General features: G+C 52.6%; 17 protein-coding genes. 6 read left to right on the forward strand and 11 right to left on the reverse strand.

Annotated elements, in window-relative coordinates:
• Positions 1-39: 39 nt before the first annotated feature.
• Both IE076_RS00770 and IE076_RS00775 read right to left on the reverse strand, forming a co-directional pair.
• Positions 40-720: a P-loop NTPase family protein gene (locus IE076_RS00770; RefSeq protein ID WP_189434488.1), complete on the reverse strand. Its 681-nt coding sequence runs from the start codon at positions 718-720 to the stop codon at positions 40-42.
• Entirely contained in the window at positions 717-1808 is a 1092-nt protein-coding gene (locus tag IE076_RS00775; RefSeq protein WP_189434490.1) for an AI-2E family transporter, read from the reverse strand. Before IE076_RS00775 ends, IE076_RS00770 begins: the two co-directional genes overlap by 4 nt.
• A 406-nt stretch (positions 1809-2214) precedes the next feature.
• Here IE076_RS00775 and purM point away from each other — a divergent pair, with 406 nt between their 5' ends.
• Positions 2215-3300, forward strand: coding sequence for a phosphoribosylformylglycinamidine cyclo-ligase (gene purM / locus IE076_RS00780; protein WP_189434493.1), 1086 nt, complete (start codon positions 2215-2217; stop codon positions 3298-3300).
• On the forward strand, positions 3297-3950 hold the full coding sequence (gene purN / locus IE076_RS00785; RefSeq protein WP_189434494.1) for a phosphoribosylglycinamide formyltransferase: 654 nt from the start codon (positions 3297-3299) through the stop codon (positions 3948-3950). The genes purM and purN overlap by 4 nt, the downstream gene beginning before the upstream one ends.
• Before the next feature lie 118 nt (positions 3951-4068).
• Here the strand turns inward: purN and IE076_RS00790 are convergent, their stop codons facing one another.
• Positions 4069-6162, reverse strand: coding sequence for a molybdopterin-containing oxidoreductase family protein (locus IE076_RS00790; protein WP_189434496.1), 2094 nt, complete (start codon positions 6160-6162; stop codon positions 4069-4071).
• Positions 6163-6555: 393 nt separating this feature from the next.
• Here IE076_RS00790 and IE076_RS22580 point away from each other — a divergent pair, with 393 nt between their 5' ends.
• Entirely contained in the window at positions 6556-6792 is a 237-nt protein-coding gene (locus tag IE076_RS22580) for an HAD family hydrolase (protein WP_209008738.1), read from the forward strand.
• Positions 6793-6822: 30 nt separating this feature from the next.
• On the opposite strand, the gene IE076_RS00800 is transcribed toward IE076_RS22580, so the two are convergent.
• From IE076_RS00800 to ndk, 5 genes are all read right to left on the reverse strand, one after another.
• Positions 6823-7386, reverse strand: coding sequence for a TetR/AcrR family transcriptional regulator (locus IE076_RS00800; RefSeq protein ID WP_189434498.1), 564 nt, complete (start codon positions 7384-7386; stop codon positions 6823-6825).
• A gap of 615 nt (positions 7387-8001) precedes the next feature.
• Entirely contained in the window at positions 8002-8616 is a 615-nt protein-coding gene (locus tag IE076_RS00805) for a TetR/AcrR family transcriptional regulator (RefSeq protein WP_189434500.1), read from the reverse strand.
• A gap of 538 nt (positions 8617-9154) precedes the next feature.
• The gene (locus tag IE076_RS00810; RefSeq protein ID WP_189434502.1) at positions 9155-10135 is read right to left on the reverse strand and encodes a serine hydrolase domain-containing protein; all 981 of its coding nucleotides are present in this window, start codon (positions 10133-10135) and stop codon (positions 9155-9157) included.
• Between the two features lie 228 nt (positions 10136-10363).
• A complete protein-coding gene (locus tag IE076_RS00815) occupies positions 10364-10837 on the reverse strand; it encodes a GlcG/HbpS family heme-binding protein (protein ID WP_189434504.1) in 474 nt (157 codons plus the stop codon).
• Positions 10838-11058: 221 nt separating this feature from the next.
• Positions 11059-11481, reverse strand: coding sequence for a nucleoside-diphosphate kinase (gene ndk, locus IE076_RS00820; protein WP_008551976.1), 423 nt, complete (start codon positions 11479-11481; stop codon positions 11059-11061).
• Positions 11482-11993: 512 nt separating this feature from the next.
• On the opposite strand from ndk, the gene IE076_RS00825 reads away from it, so the two are divergent.
• Positions 11994-12527 carry a DinB family protein gene (locus tag IE076_RS00825; protein WP_189434506.1) on the forward strand — a complete coding sequence of 178 codons (534 nt, stop codon included), beginning with the start codon at positions 11994-11996 and terminating at the stop codon, positions 12525-12527.
• A gap of 270 nt (positions 12528-12797) precedes the next feature.
• Here IE076_RS00825 and IE076_RS00830 read toward each other — a convergent pair whose 3' ends face one another.
• From IE076_RS00830 to IE076_RS00840, 3 genes are all read right to left on the reverse strand, one after another.
• The gene (locus IE076_RS00830; protein WP_189434508.1) at positions 12798-13070 is read right to left on the reverse strand and encodes a DUF4242 domain-containing protein; all 273 of its coding nucleotides are present in this window, start codon (positions 13068-13070) and stop codon (positions 12798-12800) included.
• Between the two features lie 177 nt (positions 13071-13247).
• A complete protein-coding gene (locus tag IE076_RS00835) occupies positions 13248-13862 on the reverse strand; it encodes an AAA family ATPase (RefSeq protein ID WP_189434509.1) in 615 nt (204 codons plus the stop codon).
• Between the two features lie 58 nt (positions 13863-13920).
• Entirely contained in the window at positions 13921-15321 is a 1401-nt protein-coding gene (locus tag IE076_RS00840) for a YfcC family protein (protein ID WP_189434511.1), read from the reverse strand.
• 216 nt (positions 15322-15537) lie between these two features.
• On the opposite strand from IE076_RS00840, the gene IE076_RS00845 reads away from it, so the two are divergent.
• Together IE076_RS00845 and IE076_RS00850 are read left to right on the forward strand one after the other, a co-directional pair.
• Positions 15538-15849, forward strand: coding sequence for a hypothetical protein (locus tag IE076_RS00845; RefSeq protein ID WP_189434513.1), 312 nt, complete (start codon positions 15538-15540; stop codon positions 15847-15849).
• 118 nt (positions 15850-15967) lie between these two features.
• Positions 15968-17062 carry a type I restriction enzyme HsdR N-terminal domain-containing protein gene (locus tag IE076_RS00850; protein WP_189434515.1) on the forward strand — a complete coding sequence of 365 codons (1095 nt, stop codon included), beginning with the start codon at positions 15968-15970 and terminating at the stop codon, positions 17060-17062.
• The last annotated feature ends 54 nt before the right edge of the window (positions 17063-17116 follow it).

Genomic DNA, 17116 nt, shown 5'->3' on the forward strand with positions numbered 1-17116 from the left:
CGAAAACCGACAGCCATTTCTGAGGGATACGCTTTTTACTTATTCGCCCATGCTCTCCAGTATTTTGGAGGCCATCACGCGCGTAATCTTGCGACCCTTCGCCAATGCGTGCCTATCCAACATGTCTACAGTGTTGCGCGCTGCATCCAGCGAGCGTTCAATTCGAATTACGAGATAATCTATCACACTGGAGTCAACAGTTACCTGACGATCCGAGAAATGTTTAGTCATTACCATTTTCAGCAGCATATCGTCCGGCTCTTCTAGCTGGACTGGGGTAGATGCGCGAAAACGGGACGCCAAGTCCTTGGTTTTCAAGTCAAATGTATTTGGCCACTCGCGGGTGGTCATCAACATATTGCCACCTGTCAGACGCACAGCGTTGAACAGGTGAAACAGCGAAGCCTCATCAAAACCAGCGTGTAGGTCTTCTACAGCGACTGGTCCGGCCTCTGCCAATGCTGTCAGGTCAAGATATTCCAACTCATCGCCGCCCACGATTTGTGCGCCGCTCAATTCCTGCCAGGCGTTGACCAGATGTGTTTTGCCAGATCCAATCGGCCCCTGGAGCGTTACGATTGCCGACGGCCATTCAGGCCAGTTGGAAATCAAATTGAATGCAGCCTGATTTGACGTCGAAACCAGATAATCATCAACCCCCAAAGCCTCCTCGTGGGGCAAGACCAAAGGCAATTGTTGTGGCCCTGTCGATCCTGTCATTCCAGTCCTTCCGTCTTATTGGTATTTTTGTAGTGACCTGCATATAGCGAGCTTGCAAGATATTGCTTTAGAGCAAATCTTGCTAGTACCCCAACCACTGCTGCGGCTGGAATTGCGATCAACATCCCCACAAATCCCAACAAAGAGCCAAAAGCAAACAGTGCAAACATGAGCCAGACAGGGTGAAGACCGACACTTCCGCCTAAAAGTTTCGGCTGAAGGACATTTCCTTCAAGAAACTGACCAAGGACAAATACTGCCAGCACAGCCCCGATCATGAAAAAATCAGGCCAGAACTGCACAAGAGCGACACCAATCGACAGTCCGAAGCCGACAATTGCGCCCACATATGGAATGAAGCTGATCAGCCCTGCTGTCAGTCCGATCAGCAGGCCGAATTTTAGACCAATCAGCAACAGTCCAAGCGCGTAGAACGTGCCGAGGATAATGCACATGAGCACCTGCCCGCGCACGAAGCCTGCGACGACTGAGTCCATATCACTTACGAGCGTGCGGATGGTTTGTTGGTGGTCACGCGGGAGCCAGCTGTCGATGCGCTCGATCATGCTGTCCCAGTCCAGAAGCAGATAGAACGCAACAACGGGCGTTACGACTGCAAGGCCGATGATGGAGATCAGTGCTTGGCCGCCGCTCCAGATAGAAGAGAGCAGGCCACCTACAAAGTTCGCGGCCTGACCGACAAAGGCGCCCCAGTCAATTTGTTGGCCCTGCCCTGACAGATTGCTGATCCTGTCCAGCTGCGGCCCAAGCCCGTCGCGCAGGAGCGTTTCCAGATTTACTGCAAGTTCCGGCAGATACTCAAGAAATGCAATCAACTGCCTGCCCAGAATTGGCAGAAGGATCAGCAGTGCTGTCACGAAAACAACAAGGAATATGAGAAGGATGGTGACGGTTGCCCAGATACGGCCAAACCCGTGTTCCTCCAGATAATCTGCTATGGGATCAAGAAGATAGGCCAGCGCCATGCCGGCAACAAACGGCAGCAGGATATTCTGGAACACTGAGAGGAACAGAACGAAGGCTGCAAATGACAGCAACCAGAAAAGCACCTGCTTGTTCGTATTCATGAATTTCTCCAAATGGAGGTGTGAGCGTCCCTGCTCTCCGATTGCTCGGTCCGGCAGATGCTCGCAGACACATTATAATAAGATTAAATTGGTTGTAGTTTCGATCAAGTGATGGCGTCAAGTCGCAGCATCAGGCTTGCCAGAGTAGCTACTCTTTATTTTTGCCAGCTCATTTTGAGAGCATCTTACTGAGGCGCGAAAAACTTTCCCTCAAACGAAGAGATTTTCAGTCCATCGTTTATTTTGCAAATGCTTAGCTGGTTCTGCACAGATCTGCTGATTTCTCGGAGGCTAGTGCTGTTTCCTTTTGGTTTCGGCCTTGCAATTCCCTGCAGTTTTGGTTTTATGCCGCCAAATTAAAGAGGCGGTCATGCCGCCACACTCTTGATGATGCGGAGCAGTATCCATGAGCCAGGACCAGACCGGCCACAACGGCCTCACCTATTCACAAGCGGGCGTCGACATCGATGCTGGGAACGCACTGGTCAAGCGGATCAGCCCGTTGGTGAAAGCAACGCGTCGCCCGGGTGCTGACAGTGACATTGGTGGCTTCGGCGGCCTTTTTGATCTGAAAGGTGCCGGGTTTAAAGACCCTGTTCTTGTGGCCGCCAATGATGGCGTGGGCACCAAGCTGAAGATTGCGATCGATACCAACGTTCATAATGGCGTGGGGATTGATCTTGTTGCCATGTGTGTGAACGATCTTGTGGTGCAAGGCGCTGAGCCGTTGTTCTTCCTTGATTATTTCGCGACAGGCGCGCTGGACGTGGACATGGCAACGGACGTTGTGGCGGGGATTGCCGAGGGCTGCAAGATCTCTGGTGCGGCGTTGATCGGCGGTGAAACTGCTGAAATGCCGGGTATGTATGCGGCAGGTGATTATGATCTGGCCGGGTTTGCGGTTGGTGCGGCTGAGCGTGGTACGCTGCTGCCTTCCAAAGATATTGGCGAAGGTGATGTTTTGCTGGGTCTTGCGTCTTCCGGCGTTCATTCCAACGGCTTCTCTCTGGTTCGCAAGATCGTTGAAGTGTCCGGCCTGACATGGGCTGATAAAGCGCCGTTTGACGCTGACAAAACACTTGGCGAAGCGCTGATGGAGCCGACCCGTATTTATGTGAAGCCATTGCTTGCGGCGATTAAAGAGACCAATGGTATCAAGGCCTTGGCACACATCACCGGTGGTGGTCTTCCTGAAAATCTGCCGCGTGTTTTGCCTGAAGGCCTTGCGGCGCGGATCGATCTTTCTGCGATTGCGTCTCCAGCAGTGTTCGGCTGGTTGGCTAAAACTGGCGGCATTGCGCAGTTTGAGATGCTGCGGACCTTCAACTGCGGTGTTGGCATGGTGGTTGCTGTTGCGGCTGATAAAGCGGATGCGGTTCGCGAAGTGCTTGAGCGTGAAGGTGAAACTGTTGTAACACTTGGCACATTGGAAGCAGCACAGGACGAGGCTGAGCAGGTTGTGTTTGACGGCTCGCTGGGTTTTGCCAAATGAGCATGCAGCCGAAAAAACGTGTTGGCGTTTTGATTTCAGGGCGCGGATCCAACATGGTCTCGCTCATCGAGGCCGCCAAAGCCGCTGATTATCCAGCGGAAATCGTTGTGGTTGGCTCTAACCGGCCAGACGCAAAGGGGCTAGACCGCGCGTCTGACGAGGGTTTTGCGACTTTTGCACTGGATCACAAGCTTTACGGCAAGGACCGGGAGGCTTTTGACCGCGATCTGCATGCCAAACTCTTAGAACACAATGTGGAGCTCCTTGTTCTTGCAGGGTTTATGCGCCTTTTGACGCCGTGGTTTGTTGACCAGTGGCAGGGCCGCGTGATCAACATCCACCCTGCTCTACTGCCAAGCTTTCCGGGGCTACATACGCATGAGCGGGCGCTTGAGGAAGGTGTTCGCATCCATGGCGCCACGGTGCACTTCCTGACCTCCGAAATGGATGTGGGTCCGATCATCGCACAAGGTGCTGTCCCCGTACTGGACGGGGATAACCCGGATGAGCTGGCGGCGCGAGTTCTGACGGTGGAGCATGAAATCTATCCCAAGGCCCTTGCGGCTGTTGCCAGCGGCAAAGCGACGATTGACGGCTTCCGCGTGAAGGTTGAAGGTATGAAGCCTGAAGGGAAAAAGATTATTTCTTAATGAGATAAGGTGATTTCTTTAGAGATAAAATGAAGGCCGCAGACATCGTTTTCTGCGGCCTTTTCTGTTTGCGTTGAAATGTGCGTTGGTTTGCGCAATTTACGGTTTTTGGGCGTTCTTATGCTTTGCGCGCTGCCACGTGGATGTCGTGGAAGGCAGCGCCGCCGAAGGGGGCGGTTTGGTCGGCACTGGTGAGCGTGTTGATGCCTGCTCCATTCTCGTGGGCAGCGTTAGGCCAGATGCCTTCTGCGATGATTGTTCCCTTTTGTGGACGGTCGCCGACGGAGGCGTGCAGGTAGACTTCACCGCGGTGGTTGGAGAGCATGATCTTGTCGCCCTCTTCCACGCCCAGCGCGGTGGCATCGTCTGAGTGCAGCATGGCCGTAGGGCGTCCTTCCTTTTTCAGAGAGCTTGGGGTCTCGTTGAAGGTGGAGTTGAGGAATGAGCGTGATGGCGAGGTGGCCAGACGGAATGGATAGTCCTTAGTAGGTGTCTCATTGACCTCCCAATGATCCGGCAGGGCTGGCATCTGTTGCCATGGTCCCATCGGCCCAGCGTTTGGAGCTGGTACATTTGGCCAGTCCGGCTTGAAGCGGAATTTGCCGTCTTCGTAGCCAAAGCCATTGATGTAGTGGGCCTCCTCGAAATCCGGCTGGCAATCAATCCAGCGCTTTTCTTCCAGCTCTTGCAGGCCGCCGGGATACTTGGAGTTTTTAAGCATCCAGTCGATGTGCTCGCGGGCGGTCATGTCGTGGGCTTCGTGCTTATCCCCGCCGAGGCGTTTGATAAGTTCGTTGAGGACAAACAGGTTCGGCTTGGCTTCGCCCGGGGCGTCGACCAGTTTTGGACCGAAGAGAATGTTCTGATGTCCGCCGCCTTTGTAGATGTCGTCATGTTCCAGAAACTGGGTTGCTGGCAGGACGATGTCAGCCATCATAGCAGTTTCGGTCATGAACTGTTCGTGGACCACGGTAAAGAGGTCTTCGCGGGCAAAGCCTTCTTTGATGAGGGACTGCTCAGGGGCTACCGACACCGGATTGGTATTCTGGATTAGCATGGCGGTGACCGGAGGGCCGTCCATGAGCGCGTCTTTGTCGCCTGTCAGAACGCGTCCGACCTGAGACATGTCGAGTTTACGGATAGAGCTGTCATGGAGCGAGTGAGCTTCGACCATTGACATGTTGAGGCCGAAGATGGCGCCGTTGTTGTGGAACGCCCCTCCTCCCTCGTACTGGTAATGACCACCTACAACCGCGATGCAGCTGGCGGCGTGCATGGAGACGACGCCGTTGCGTTGGCGGGTGAAGCCGTAGCCGAGACGGAAGAAGGTCTTTTTGGTTTCGCCAACCAGTTTCGCGAAATCTTCGATCTGCTCGACAGTCAGGCCGGTGATCGGGCTGGCCCATTCCGGGCTACGGGTTTTGAGGTGTTCTTCGAGCTCGGCAGGCGCGTCGGCGTACTTTTCCATGTAGGCGTGGTCAGCATAGCCGTCACGGAAGAGAACATGCATGACGGCGCACGCGAGTGCTGCGTCGGAGCCCGGTTTCAGGACGAGTCCTATGTCGGCCTGTTTCATGGTCTCGGTCTTATAAACATCGATGACTACGATCTTGGCCCCACGGGTTTTGCGGGCCTTGATGGCGTGGGTCATGACGTTGATCTGGGTAGCGACAGGGTTAGTGCCCCAGATGACGACCGTGTCAGCGAGTGCCATTTCGCGCGGGTCAGGCCCAGCGAGCTTACCGGTTCCGGCGATGTAACCTGTCCACGCCATGTTGGTGCAGAAGGTCTGGTACATGCCGGAGTAGCTCTTGGCGTTGCGCAGACGGTTGATGCTGTCGCGCTGAACAAGCCCCATGGTGCCAGCAAAGTAGTAAGGCCAGACGGTCTGCGGGCCGTGCTTCTCTTCCGCCTCAAGAAACTTTTGCGTTACTTCCTGAAGTGCCTCTTCCCAGCTGATCTCTTCGAACTGGCCTGAGCCCTTGGGTCCTGTGCGGCGTAAAGGCTTGGTCAAACGGTCCGGATGATGCAAGCGTTCGGAATAGCGAGCGACTTTTGCGCAGATGACCCCAGCAGTGTAGTCGTTGTCGCGTGTGCCATGAATACGTCCTATGCGTCCGTTTGCAGAGACTTCGACCTCAAGTGCACAGGTTGAAGGGCAATCATGAGGACATGCGGAGGCAAACCTTTGTGGCTTTTCGGGCTTGGACATGCTTGGCGTACTCAATAAAATATGTGTTCTAGACTTGTTCTCGTTCCCTCAACTGATCAAGGTAAACGCTCAAATTGTCAAGAAACCACCAGCAAATAATAGGTGGTTTGACGCATTCTTGAAGCTTGATACAGCCTTAACGTGCTACTGGTTGATTAACGCAGTTGCGCCCGTGTTCACTTACGGGCTGACCTGAAAGAGCTCGTTTCCCATTGGGCGGAGAAGACAGGGTAAAAGGGAGACCTTGATGCGTTTCTGCTTTACTGGTTTGAAAAGGATGCCCACCCGGACCATGAGTTGCTGGCTTTGGTGGAAAAGCACTCTACCACACCGATCCGTCAGGTGATTGCGACCAATAACTGAAAGCTGCACACACGCTATATTGAACAGCAGATGGGCTATAAGGACCGGGTGGAGGCTGTCTTTTCCTCTTGCCGTATGGGTGTACTCAAGCCCAGCGTGGCATTCTTTCAGTATATCATCCAGTCGCTCAATGTGCCTGCAGAGCGGATGTTGCTGATTGATGACCGGGTAGCCAACGTTAGGGCGGCGCAGGATCTGGGTTGGAAGGCGTTTTACTTTACCCCAAATACCCGCAGTCAGATCATCAAAGCACTGGGAAAGCTATAGGGAGCTGAGTTCCCTCTTACTGCCTCTTTGCTACTTCCTGACCGCTTCCCACGCCATGTTGACCAAAAACTTCCTGTCCTTGTCAGAAACCCTGCGTTCCGTGCTTAGTAACGTATAAGCCGGGCCGACAATGAGCGCAGAGGCAACTGACCAGGGGATTGGTTTGACTGCCCCAAGCACGCGCCATGTCGCATAGAGCGCATCCCCTTGTAGATGAACCTTCTCCATCTGCTGTTTTATGGGCGTGAAGTCATCATCAGTCAGCGCCCTTACCTTGAGCTTCTCAAAGAGACGGAACAGCTCCGGGTTGGCACTGCCCCACCGGAGCAAACCGTTGACCGATGCCTTGATGGTATCTTCCGCACTCGCGCTTTGTGGGGTGTTACGTGTCTCTCTGGTCCAACCCGCCACCGCCTGATCCCAAAGAGCGATAGCGATCTCCGGTTTGTCCTCAAAGTATTGATGGAGCGTGGAGGTTTTGATCCTGCTTTTCCGGCAGATTTGCGCAATGGTTGTGGTGGCGTAGCCTTGCGTCAGAAACAGCGTCAGGGCCGCGCTTAAGATAGCCTGATATGAGTTGTTGTCATTGACCACGAGAACACCATTCCAAGATCAACCGTGGGCGGGCCTGCTATCGGCCTGCGTGCGCCCATCGTCGCGCTCGTGCATGGCTTTCAGCTTACAGCACACAACGCGAGGCTCTGCGTTCTCCCATCCTCAAGGGTAAGCCCTTGTTTTTCGTTTCATACGCACAACAAATTCTAGATTGTTATCATTAAGGGATTTCATTGATTTTGTAGTGATGATCTCTGTTGCGACCCTTCCAGCGCGGTCCCAGCCTAAAGAAGCCATGACAGCGCAGGGCTCAGAGGCGTAGAGACCGCTGGCGGGCCAAATCCGCAGTGCTTTCTATGCAGGTGCGAGCAACAGAGCAAGCGGATCTTTCTCAGCTTGCCGACGTGCGCGCAAGTCTGCTTCGGCTCGATATGTTCATGTTATGTTCTGATATCATTTTATTCCCGTCAGATCTTATCCAGTCGTTCAGGTATGTTGTTCGTTCTCAATCACCTGCAAATGTTCCCTATATGTTCGCGGCATACAATTTGGCGTGAGAACAGACTGTGAGCGGGAGGCATTGCAGTTTTCGGAAGCGGACTGGTCCTTGCGCGGATTGCAGTCCGCCTCTTTGTGTCACGGATGTTTGGAGAGTTAGTGGACGACTGGCTGGTTTTCCAGTCGTTCGAGGCTGGCGTCTGCGAGACTATAGAGATCGTCTCTCTTTACCCCTTCACAGGCCTGCCTAATGATGATGACCATCATCTCTGTATAAAAGTCGGCTAGCTCTACGGGGTTGAAGCTGGTGGCGAACCGGCCTTTGCAGTCTTCCAGTTTCTGGAGAAGGAGGGCGTTGGCCTGCCCTTTCATTTGGGACAACTGTCTGGCAATGACGCCGTCCGTGTCCGGGAGCTCCAACAGCTTAACCGCGAGGAACCCATCCTCCGCGTCTTCGTCTTCGCAGAAGATCTCGATGCATTCGTAAAGGGCAATGCGGATGGCTCCGACCGGATTGCAGTGCATTGCAAAACCGGAAAGGATCTGGTGCTCGTATCTGCGTAAGTACCATTTCACCACATTGGAAAACAGATTGGCCGTATCGTGAAAGGTTTGCGACAGCCTTTCATAGGGCACACCCGTGACAGCACTGATCTGTTCCAGCGAGGTTGCTTCCACGCCCGAGTTGGAGAACTCGTGAATGGAGGCTTCAAATGTTTTCGTTAGACTGATTGGTGCCGGTCGGCTGGTGTTAACGAACTCAGTTTTCATCAAAAATCACCCATCCCTTTCATGTCGGCCTGTGTGTTTTCTGGTTATCGTGCCAATCTACGCCCTTTAAAAGAGGCGGCAATATACCCCTAGGCGAACAAGACTCATCCTTAACAACAGAAGCTAATAACTGTTCGATCTCTCCGAAAATTGTAGTGGTCTGCCATATCCTTTGAGGATCGACAGGTCATCGTTTGCGGCACACATGCGCTTTTCCAGAGCAAAGCGCTGCTTTCTCGAGCACATATCATGGCTAATTCAGGATAATCCCGCAGGATGGGCCCCACAGCTCTGCATCTGAGTAAAAAAGGCATTCCTGCGGTCAAAAGGCAGTCTTTTCTGGCCGTGCCGGTCGATCATCCGCCGACACCGACCTTGTGCAGGGCACCCGAGAGCGAAATACAACCTGCGAGGTGCGACTTGAATCGCTCGACAAGCTGTCTCGTGAAGTTGTGCGCGTCGTGCACGCTGCTCGATTAGTGGGGCTTTATTTCAGACACCGGAGCTCACAGTGCGCTTACACACGTTCCGGCTTTGGTCACTGCATCTGCTCAATCATGGTATCAATCAGCGCGCCGCCATTACTGCCGTTTGTAAAGACCACAATGCCTTCATCGCTTTCCGGGAAAAGCGCGAAGATGCTTCGGTACTCATCATTGTTGCCGTCATGGAAGATTACGACTTCACTTCCCTGAGTTGTTACCCCCCACCCGAGACCATAATAGATAGGGTCTTTCTCTGAAGATGCCTGTGCTGGCACCGGTGTAATGGGCGAGAAGATTGCCGAATAACTTTCCTCGGACAAGCCTTTGCGCTCACACACCCAACCCAGGAAGCGACTATAATCGCGCGGCGTTGTTACAAGGCTTGCAGCTGCGTTGGCGCGCTCACGAAGATTGGTGAAACCGCGGCTTTCTTGCGTGTTCTGCGCGCTCTTATAGCCTCTGGTGAGCGAGATACCTGTTGGCAGAGGACTTACATATGTGGATTGAGGCATGAGCGCTCCGAGATGCTCACGAAAAATCTGGTTTAGCGGCTTCCCGGTTTTGCTTTCCACGTAATGGCGCAGGAGTTCAAAGGCCTCTCCTGAATAGGCGTAGTGCGTGCCCGGATCATTCGTGAAGGCAATTGGAGTGTCTCGATCCGGATCACCCGCATTGCCTGCCCAGTTGGGTAGGCCGGTTTGGTGGCTTAGCACCATTTTGGGTGTTATCTGGCCATACCGCTGTTTATCGGTAATGCGTGCATAGTCCAACTCGTCCGCGATAGGCCGGTCAAGATCAATCACACCTTCTTCAACCAGCTGCATAACCAGATAGGCGAAGACGGGCTTGGATAAGGACGCGGCTTCAAATACCGAGTTATCAACGATCGGCTCTGGTGGATTGAGTGTCGCCAGCCCGATGTTCATTGGCTTTGTGGGAGCGCAGTTCTTTATTCCAACGACTGCCATGCCGGGCACATCAAAGCGCTTAAGCATGGTTGTGAGCTCATCAACGGACAGCACCCAGTCCGGCATCTCAGGTTCACCAGCCGGCTGGACCGGCTTAGGTGATTGGCTTGCAGCAGAGCCACTGAAAACAAAGGGGGAACTTAACAGGAGCCCTACAATGAATGATTGCAGTAACTTATGATGTGGCATTAGCGAGCAATATCCTATGGCGACAAGGCTGCCGCGGGAAAATACTCTTGCAGACTAATAGATTCCCTTTGAAGTTGAACCCAAGAACTCACCCCCACACAACTATCAGCGCATGGCTTCCAGCGCTGCTCTTGCGCAGGTTGCGTCATCTTCAACGGAGCCGCCTGCAACGCCAATCGCGCCAACGGTTGTATTCTCGCCAATGATGATTGGAAGTCCGCCAGCGATCGCCAGTGTGGCCGGGTATTGCCTAAAGACCGGCATCTCTTCCAGAACCGCGTTCACATCTTCGGAGGGCGTGCCCCATTCCAGAGAGGTGTTTGCCTTGAGGGTTGCCGCTTTGTAGCTGGCTGGCAGAGCGTCATCCATACGTGCAGAGGCAACAACATCTTCACCGCGGTCAATAATCACGATGGACACGTTCCATTCGTTCTCTCGCGCCAGCGCTACACAGGCACTCATGCCCTTGCCCGCTGCATCAAGGCTCAAATAAGGCCGGGTGTTTTCCTGAGCGCCGGCTGCGCTTGCAGGCAATGCCAAAATGGCTCCCAAGAGCAGATATTTTGCATTAATATTCATATATTTATCTCGCGCTCCATTATCCCGCGTGCGCGCGGACTTAATTTTATAATTGTGTCATAAAAAAGGGAGCCCAGCGTATTGTTCAGGTTATGCAACCCTTTCAGCACGAAGATCTTGTGGCTTACGTAGATGACCGCATAAAAAAGCCCGTCCGATACCTTGCGGGACCAAACGGGCTTCTTCTGATTTCAGCGTGCTGCCAAAATCGTAAGGCTGGATTAGCCTACGATTTCAGTGCCGGAGAACCAGTAAGCGATTTCTTCAGCAGCTGTTTCAGGAGCATCAGAACCGTGTACGGAGTTTTCGCCGATGGACAGAGCGAATTCCTTACGGATGGTGCCCTCAGCAGCGTCCGCTGGGTTGGTTGCGCCCATGACTTCACGGTTTTTCGCGATTGCGTTTTCGCCTTCAAGAACCTGAACGATGGTTGGGCCGGAAGACATGAATTCTGTCAGTTCGCCAAAGAACGGACGCTCTTTGTGAACAGCGTAGAAACCTTCTGCTTCACGCAGGGACATCCAAACGCGCTTGGATGCAACAACGCGGAGGCCAGCTTCTTCGAGCTTAGCGGTGATTGCACCGGTCAGGTTGCGCTTGGTTGCGTCCGGCTTGATCATGGAAAACGTGCGTTCAATCGCCATCGTTATTACCTGCAGTTTTGCGAGCGTCCCAAAGGCCGCTCTCTTTGAAAAATCTTTTTTCCTGCGGCGTAGAAAAGAACGCCACAAAGGTTCGCGCGAGATATACTTAATGTGCCCCGCAAAAAGCAAGAGGGTATATCCGTATTCCCACGTTGCCCTGCACAGGAATGGCAGAAAACCGTTGGCTCAGCCACCCACAGGTCAGACAGCAGGCTGGTGATTACTGCAAAGACGTGGCAACAAGCAGTCCTGCCATACGCTCACTTGTAGATTAGGTTGACCAAGCCCCCTTTGTTTTTCATGGGCTGGAGGTAGGGCTATGGGGACACTAAGCAGAGTGTTTTGCGAAAAGCGCCCGTGTTCCAACGGGTTCTCGACGTGCATAGCAGATATGCCTTTGCGGTTGCGACTTCACGCCTCCCCCTACTGCAGGATTTATTTGAGGTGGGTCAATTTATCGACGCAAAAAGGGGTGCATTGTTAGTGCAATAGACACGCAAGAGGGCACCCCTATGAAAGCAGCATTTGTTATGTATGCCTCCTATAATAAGTGGGCAAACGATCTATTGCTTAAAGAGTGTGAACAGCTCACGAGTGAGGACTACCACCGTGATCTTGGCTCGTATTTCAATTCCATTCACGGCACCATGGACCATCAGCTGGTTGCGGATAAGGTCTGGCTTTACCGGTTTACTGCACAAGGCGATCCAATCGACAGCCTTGATGAGCAGATGACCGGCGATTTTGCCACGCTCAATGAAAAACGCCGCCTGCTGGATGAGCGCATCTGCTCTGTGGTGGACCAGATGCAGGAGAAAGACTTCCTGCGGACCATGATCTACCGCACCATCCGTAAGCCGCTGGTGATGCAACAGCCGCTTGGCGCGGCGTTGTTCCACTTCTTCAACCACCAGACTCACCACCGCGGACAGGTGCACGCCATGCTGACACAGCTGGGCCACACTCCAGAGGCGCTGGATATGATCTACTTCCAGCGTGAAACGGGCCATGGCATGGCAAAGGAAGAGGATATGGTGAAGGCCTGATGTGCTCACAAGCTTGATGGGAGAAGCGGCTGTGGGCTGGCCTTACGTGTCTTTCGCGGATGTGACTTGCGCGCGTCCGCGAAGCTTTGCCAGAACAGATCAACTACCTTGGGATTGGTGGTCTGTATGAGCTGGATTTGGCGAGCTCTTGCGGCCTCGTTGTGTGCTTGACTGGAATACATAGGACATCGAGACTGATTTGCTCGATGTCCTAGTGTTGCAGGGAGAAACCAGCCCCTGCTGTCTCAGCAAAAATCGAGAGACCCATGTTTAATTTGCGCGCGTTGGGTCTACGATATATTCAACCTCAGCAACACTATCGATGGGAAAGCCGCCAATTTCGGCATGCTTACGAACGTAAGATTCGTCCTCGGCGAGATAGACGCAATATGTCTTGTCTTTCGTTGCGTAGGAATGCAGCCACTGGACTTTGGGCGCTAGTTTGGCGAGAACCTCATTGGACTTCATTGCCCCTTGCTTGATCGCTTCAAGGTCGTTTTTGTTCTCTGCCTTGACGTTTCTCTCGATAATAAATTTCTTCATCATCATATTCCTTTTGTTATTGGTGTACGTCAGGGGCATTTACGTATTTGTACTTTCCATCCGAAATAAGGCGACTGCATCTTATTGAAAACGGGGCATGTCCCAGAATAAGCAGAGGACCTGATGACAACCTGATACGCTCTCACGCCTGATGGTGGAGCGGCTGCGGGCGTAGCCTTACGAGTCTATTGCGAATGTGACTTTCCAAGCGTCCAAGGCGCGTTGGCAAAACAAATCAATTGCTTCGTGATCGGTCGACTTTATCAGCTGGATCTGATGAGCTTTTGCGGCTTCAACTTGTGCGTCATTGTCCAGCAAAGACCGTTCCACGAAGGCATCAATGCAGGCTTTGGTGTCCGGTGGCCGGGTCTCATAGGCGCTGGTCCGATAAATTCTGGCGGTGAGTGCTGCGGGTTCGTCATAGAGGCAGACGCTGAGACAGGCAGGCGTGTTGAGCTGAACCATAAGTTCCGGTCTAAGCGCGCAGCCCTCCATGATTACGCCCTGCTCTGTTTCCGCCATGGTGCCAATCATCGCTTCCACCTGTGGCCACATGTTTTCGTGGTGGACCCTGAGGAACCAGAACGTCGTCTGGGGTGAAAGGTTTTTGTAATATTCAGCAACTTGCGGGCGTGGTTGAGGCCATGGCCTGCCTGGGTGGCGCGTGAGCTGGTCCGTTGAGACGACCGACCAACCGAGCTGCTGGCTCAGTCGCTGCGCCAGCGTGCTTTTGCCTGTGTGAGAGGTGCCAGTGATGAGGATGCGTCTTAAACTGCGTTTACTGGTAGGCATTGGTGCATGTTAAGTACGGGTTTTGTCCGTGGCAAGTTGGGCTATATGGCGTGCTGCGTTAAACGCTCAAAGAGAGCGCGAGCGAGATCAGGACGAACAGCATGATCACCAGAGGCATGCAGAAGCGCAGCCATTGGAGGTATGGGACGCGGCCGATGGCCAGACCACCCATGACGACGGCAAAGGTTGGGTTGAACAAATTCAACAGGCCGCTGGCCGACTGAAAGGCCGTTACGACTAACTCGGCCCCCACGCCCGAGAAGCCAGCAAGGGGTGCCATAATGGGCATGGAGAGAACTGCGAGCCCGGACGAGGATGGGACGAAGAACGACAACAACAGCTCCAGCCAGAAGACAACATTGATGAAGGCGACTTCACTTAGCCCGCTCAGGACCTGCTCTGACCAGTGAAGTACGGTATCGGTGATGGAGCCTGCATCCATGACAACCACGATGCCGCGGGCAACGCCGATGATAAGCGCAACACCCAAAAGATCCTTTGCGCCATCTAGGAAGTCATCGATATAGGCGTGTTCTCCCATTCGAGTTACGAAGGCCACAAGGATGGATGAGGCAAGGAACAGAGTGGACATTTGTGCCATCCACCAGTCAAGAGCGGAGACCCCATAGATCAGCAAGCCAAACGAGGCGACGAAGATGACCAGCACGCGGGCATGCGCACGGGTAAACTCCGGCAGCTCCTCAATGGTGACGCCGTGCAGGAAGTGCTTTGCATTGTCTTTTTGCATATCCGCGATAAGAGACTTTGAATGATCGGCTTTGACCTTGGCGGCGTAGCGCATGACCCAGAACACGCAGAGCACCCACCCCACCACGAGGATCACAAGCCGTAGCCCGATGCCTTTTGTGAAGGCGACGCCTGCCGCATCCGAGGCGATGGCGGTGGCGAAGGGGTTGATGGTTGAGCCAATGGTGCCAACGCCCGCGCCCAGCATAATGACGGCCACGCCTGTGAGCGAGTCATAGCCCGCTCTGATCATGATCGAGATCACAAGGGCGTAAAAGGCCAGTGTTTCTTCTGCCATGCCATCGACCGTGCCGCCCAAGGCGAACAGGGCCATGAGAATGGGAATCATCAGGCGCTCGCGCCCTTTGAGAGCCATCAACACCCGCGCTATTCCGGCATCGATTGCGCCTGTGCGCTTTACGACCATCAGATAGCCGCCGATGACCAACACAAAAACAGAGACGTTGATGGCATTGGCCTGACCGGTCTTGGGGTTATAAAGCCCAGCGATCGGTGCCATGAGAACATCAATCGGCCCTTGCGGATTTCGTGCGACCTCATGGAAGCTGCCCGGTACCGGTACCTGTTTGCCAATTTCCTCGTTCAAGGCGCGATCATACTTGCCAGCCGGAATAAACCAGGTTGCAACTGCAACCAGAATGGTTAGCGTGAACAGAATTGTAAACGCCGAGGGGAAGCTGGGTTTTGACATAAGATGCGCCCGGAGGTTGCTGAGGCCGTCCTGTTTCGGAAGCTTTGATTAAACCTGCGTTTGCGCTTGTTTGGCACTCCCAGTTTCAAGGGGATATTAAGGTGTTTGGACCAGTTGCCTTGAGCCAAGTTTTTGGGTGGGGTTGATGGAGAGTTCAAAGGAGGCCTACCCCTCGTAATTTGATAGGATTCCCTTTGAACCCCTGCAGGTGTTGCAATGATTGTAGAGATTGTAAAATTTGAACTACCGCCGAAAACTAATCGTGAGGCTGCCTTAAATCTTTATCAGCAGTCCACCGGGAAGTGGCTCTCCAATCCCGACCTTATTCAGAAGTACTACTTCTTCGATGAAGAGCGGGCCTTGGGTGGAGGTGTTTATTATTGGCAATCCCGAGAAGCGATGGAACGGTGGCACGGAACTGATTATAGCATGATGGTGCGCAAATTGTACGGCTCAGAGCCACAAATTGAAGTCTTCGATGCATTGCTTCATCTAGATCCAAGCACGACATCAGTTTCTAGGATCTAGCCGACACGAATCAAACAAAGGGAGCATAGAGCAGAGTAGCCATCGTTATAGTATTTACTTTTAGATTTAGACTCATTGAAAAAACTACATAGGTAATACTCATTTTTTGGGGACTTGTATGACTGTCAGCAAAATGATGAACGAAACAACCGTTCGCTACGAGGTTATCGATCCGATAATTCGCGAACTTGGATATAAGCGCGGCAGCCAAGCTTATCTTGAACTTGAGAGAAAGCTTAACTACCCTTACAAATGCATCGGGCACAGAAAAGAGAAAAAGGACTTGCCGATTGGTTACCCTGACTATTTTTGTGGGCTAGAAGGCAGGCGTGGAAGTTTCGTTGTTGAAGCCAAATCAACGGACCAGAAAATTAGCCAAAGTCATCGGGAGCAAGCACACTCATACGCCACCCACCCTGAGATTGCCGCAGACTACTTTGTGTTATGCGATGGGCACAGTTTCCAAATTTATGAGACATTAGCGGGAATTAGCAGCCCCCCTGTTGTAAATGTTCCAGTTGGAAAACTTGAGCGTCGAAAACACGAAATCTTCAATATCCTCCGTCCAGAAAATCTGCAGATGCTATGCAGAAAAGAGCACGATACAGGCCTGCAACTTTCAGAAGGCCTTCGGTCTAATGTCACAATAACTAATGGACAATACACGTTATCTGAGATCAGGCTTTATGCTTATGCCAACGGTGTTGATGTAATGCCTAAGTTAGAAGGCACCCCTGCAGGTGATGAATTTAAGAACATGTTGAATCTGCAAAGTGCACTTATATCTAGAATAGAGCAGGGCCGATGTTATCGTAATGATGAAGGTCGCATAACTGCCGACATCTCTTTTAGTGGATCGACGAAGAACAATGATGCGGCAATGAAGCAATTCGGGATATCCGAGTTAAAATTTATTACGAATGATGAGTTTATATCCAGCAACAGTTCTTTTCCCACATTATTCGAAACAAACTTTGAGTTTGGCGTTACAAAAGGCGAGCTGATACTTCCATTTTTGGGTGACGCGTTTCCAAGTCCTCAAAACTTGTCGGCCCATAATTTCATTCGAGCGGCACTACATCTTTCAGGTAACAAGATTGTCGGGACTGCGGATTCTTTTACCAACCTTCATATGCCTTCTCTAAACCCAACTTCAGGTGATATTGAACTAAAACTTGTAGGCAAATACGCACTTTCTTGTGATCTTAGATAGCTCTGTTCAAACACCATCAAAGCTTCATCAAGAGATTATGTATTTATAGGCCGC

Origin of the sequence: Pseudovibrio japonicus, assembly GCF_014651595.1 — a bacterium.
GTDB classification, from domain to species: Bacteria; Pseudomonadota; Alphaproteobacteria; order Rhizobiales; family Stappiaceae; genus Pseudovibrio; species Pseudovibrio japonicus.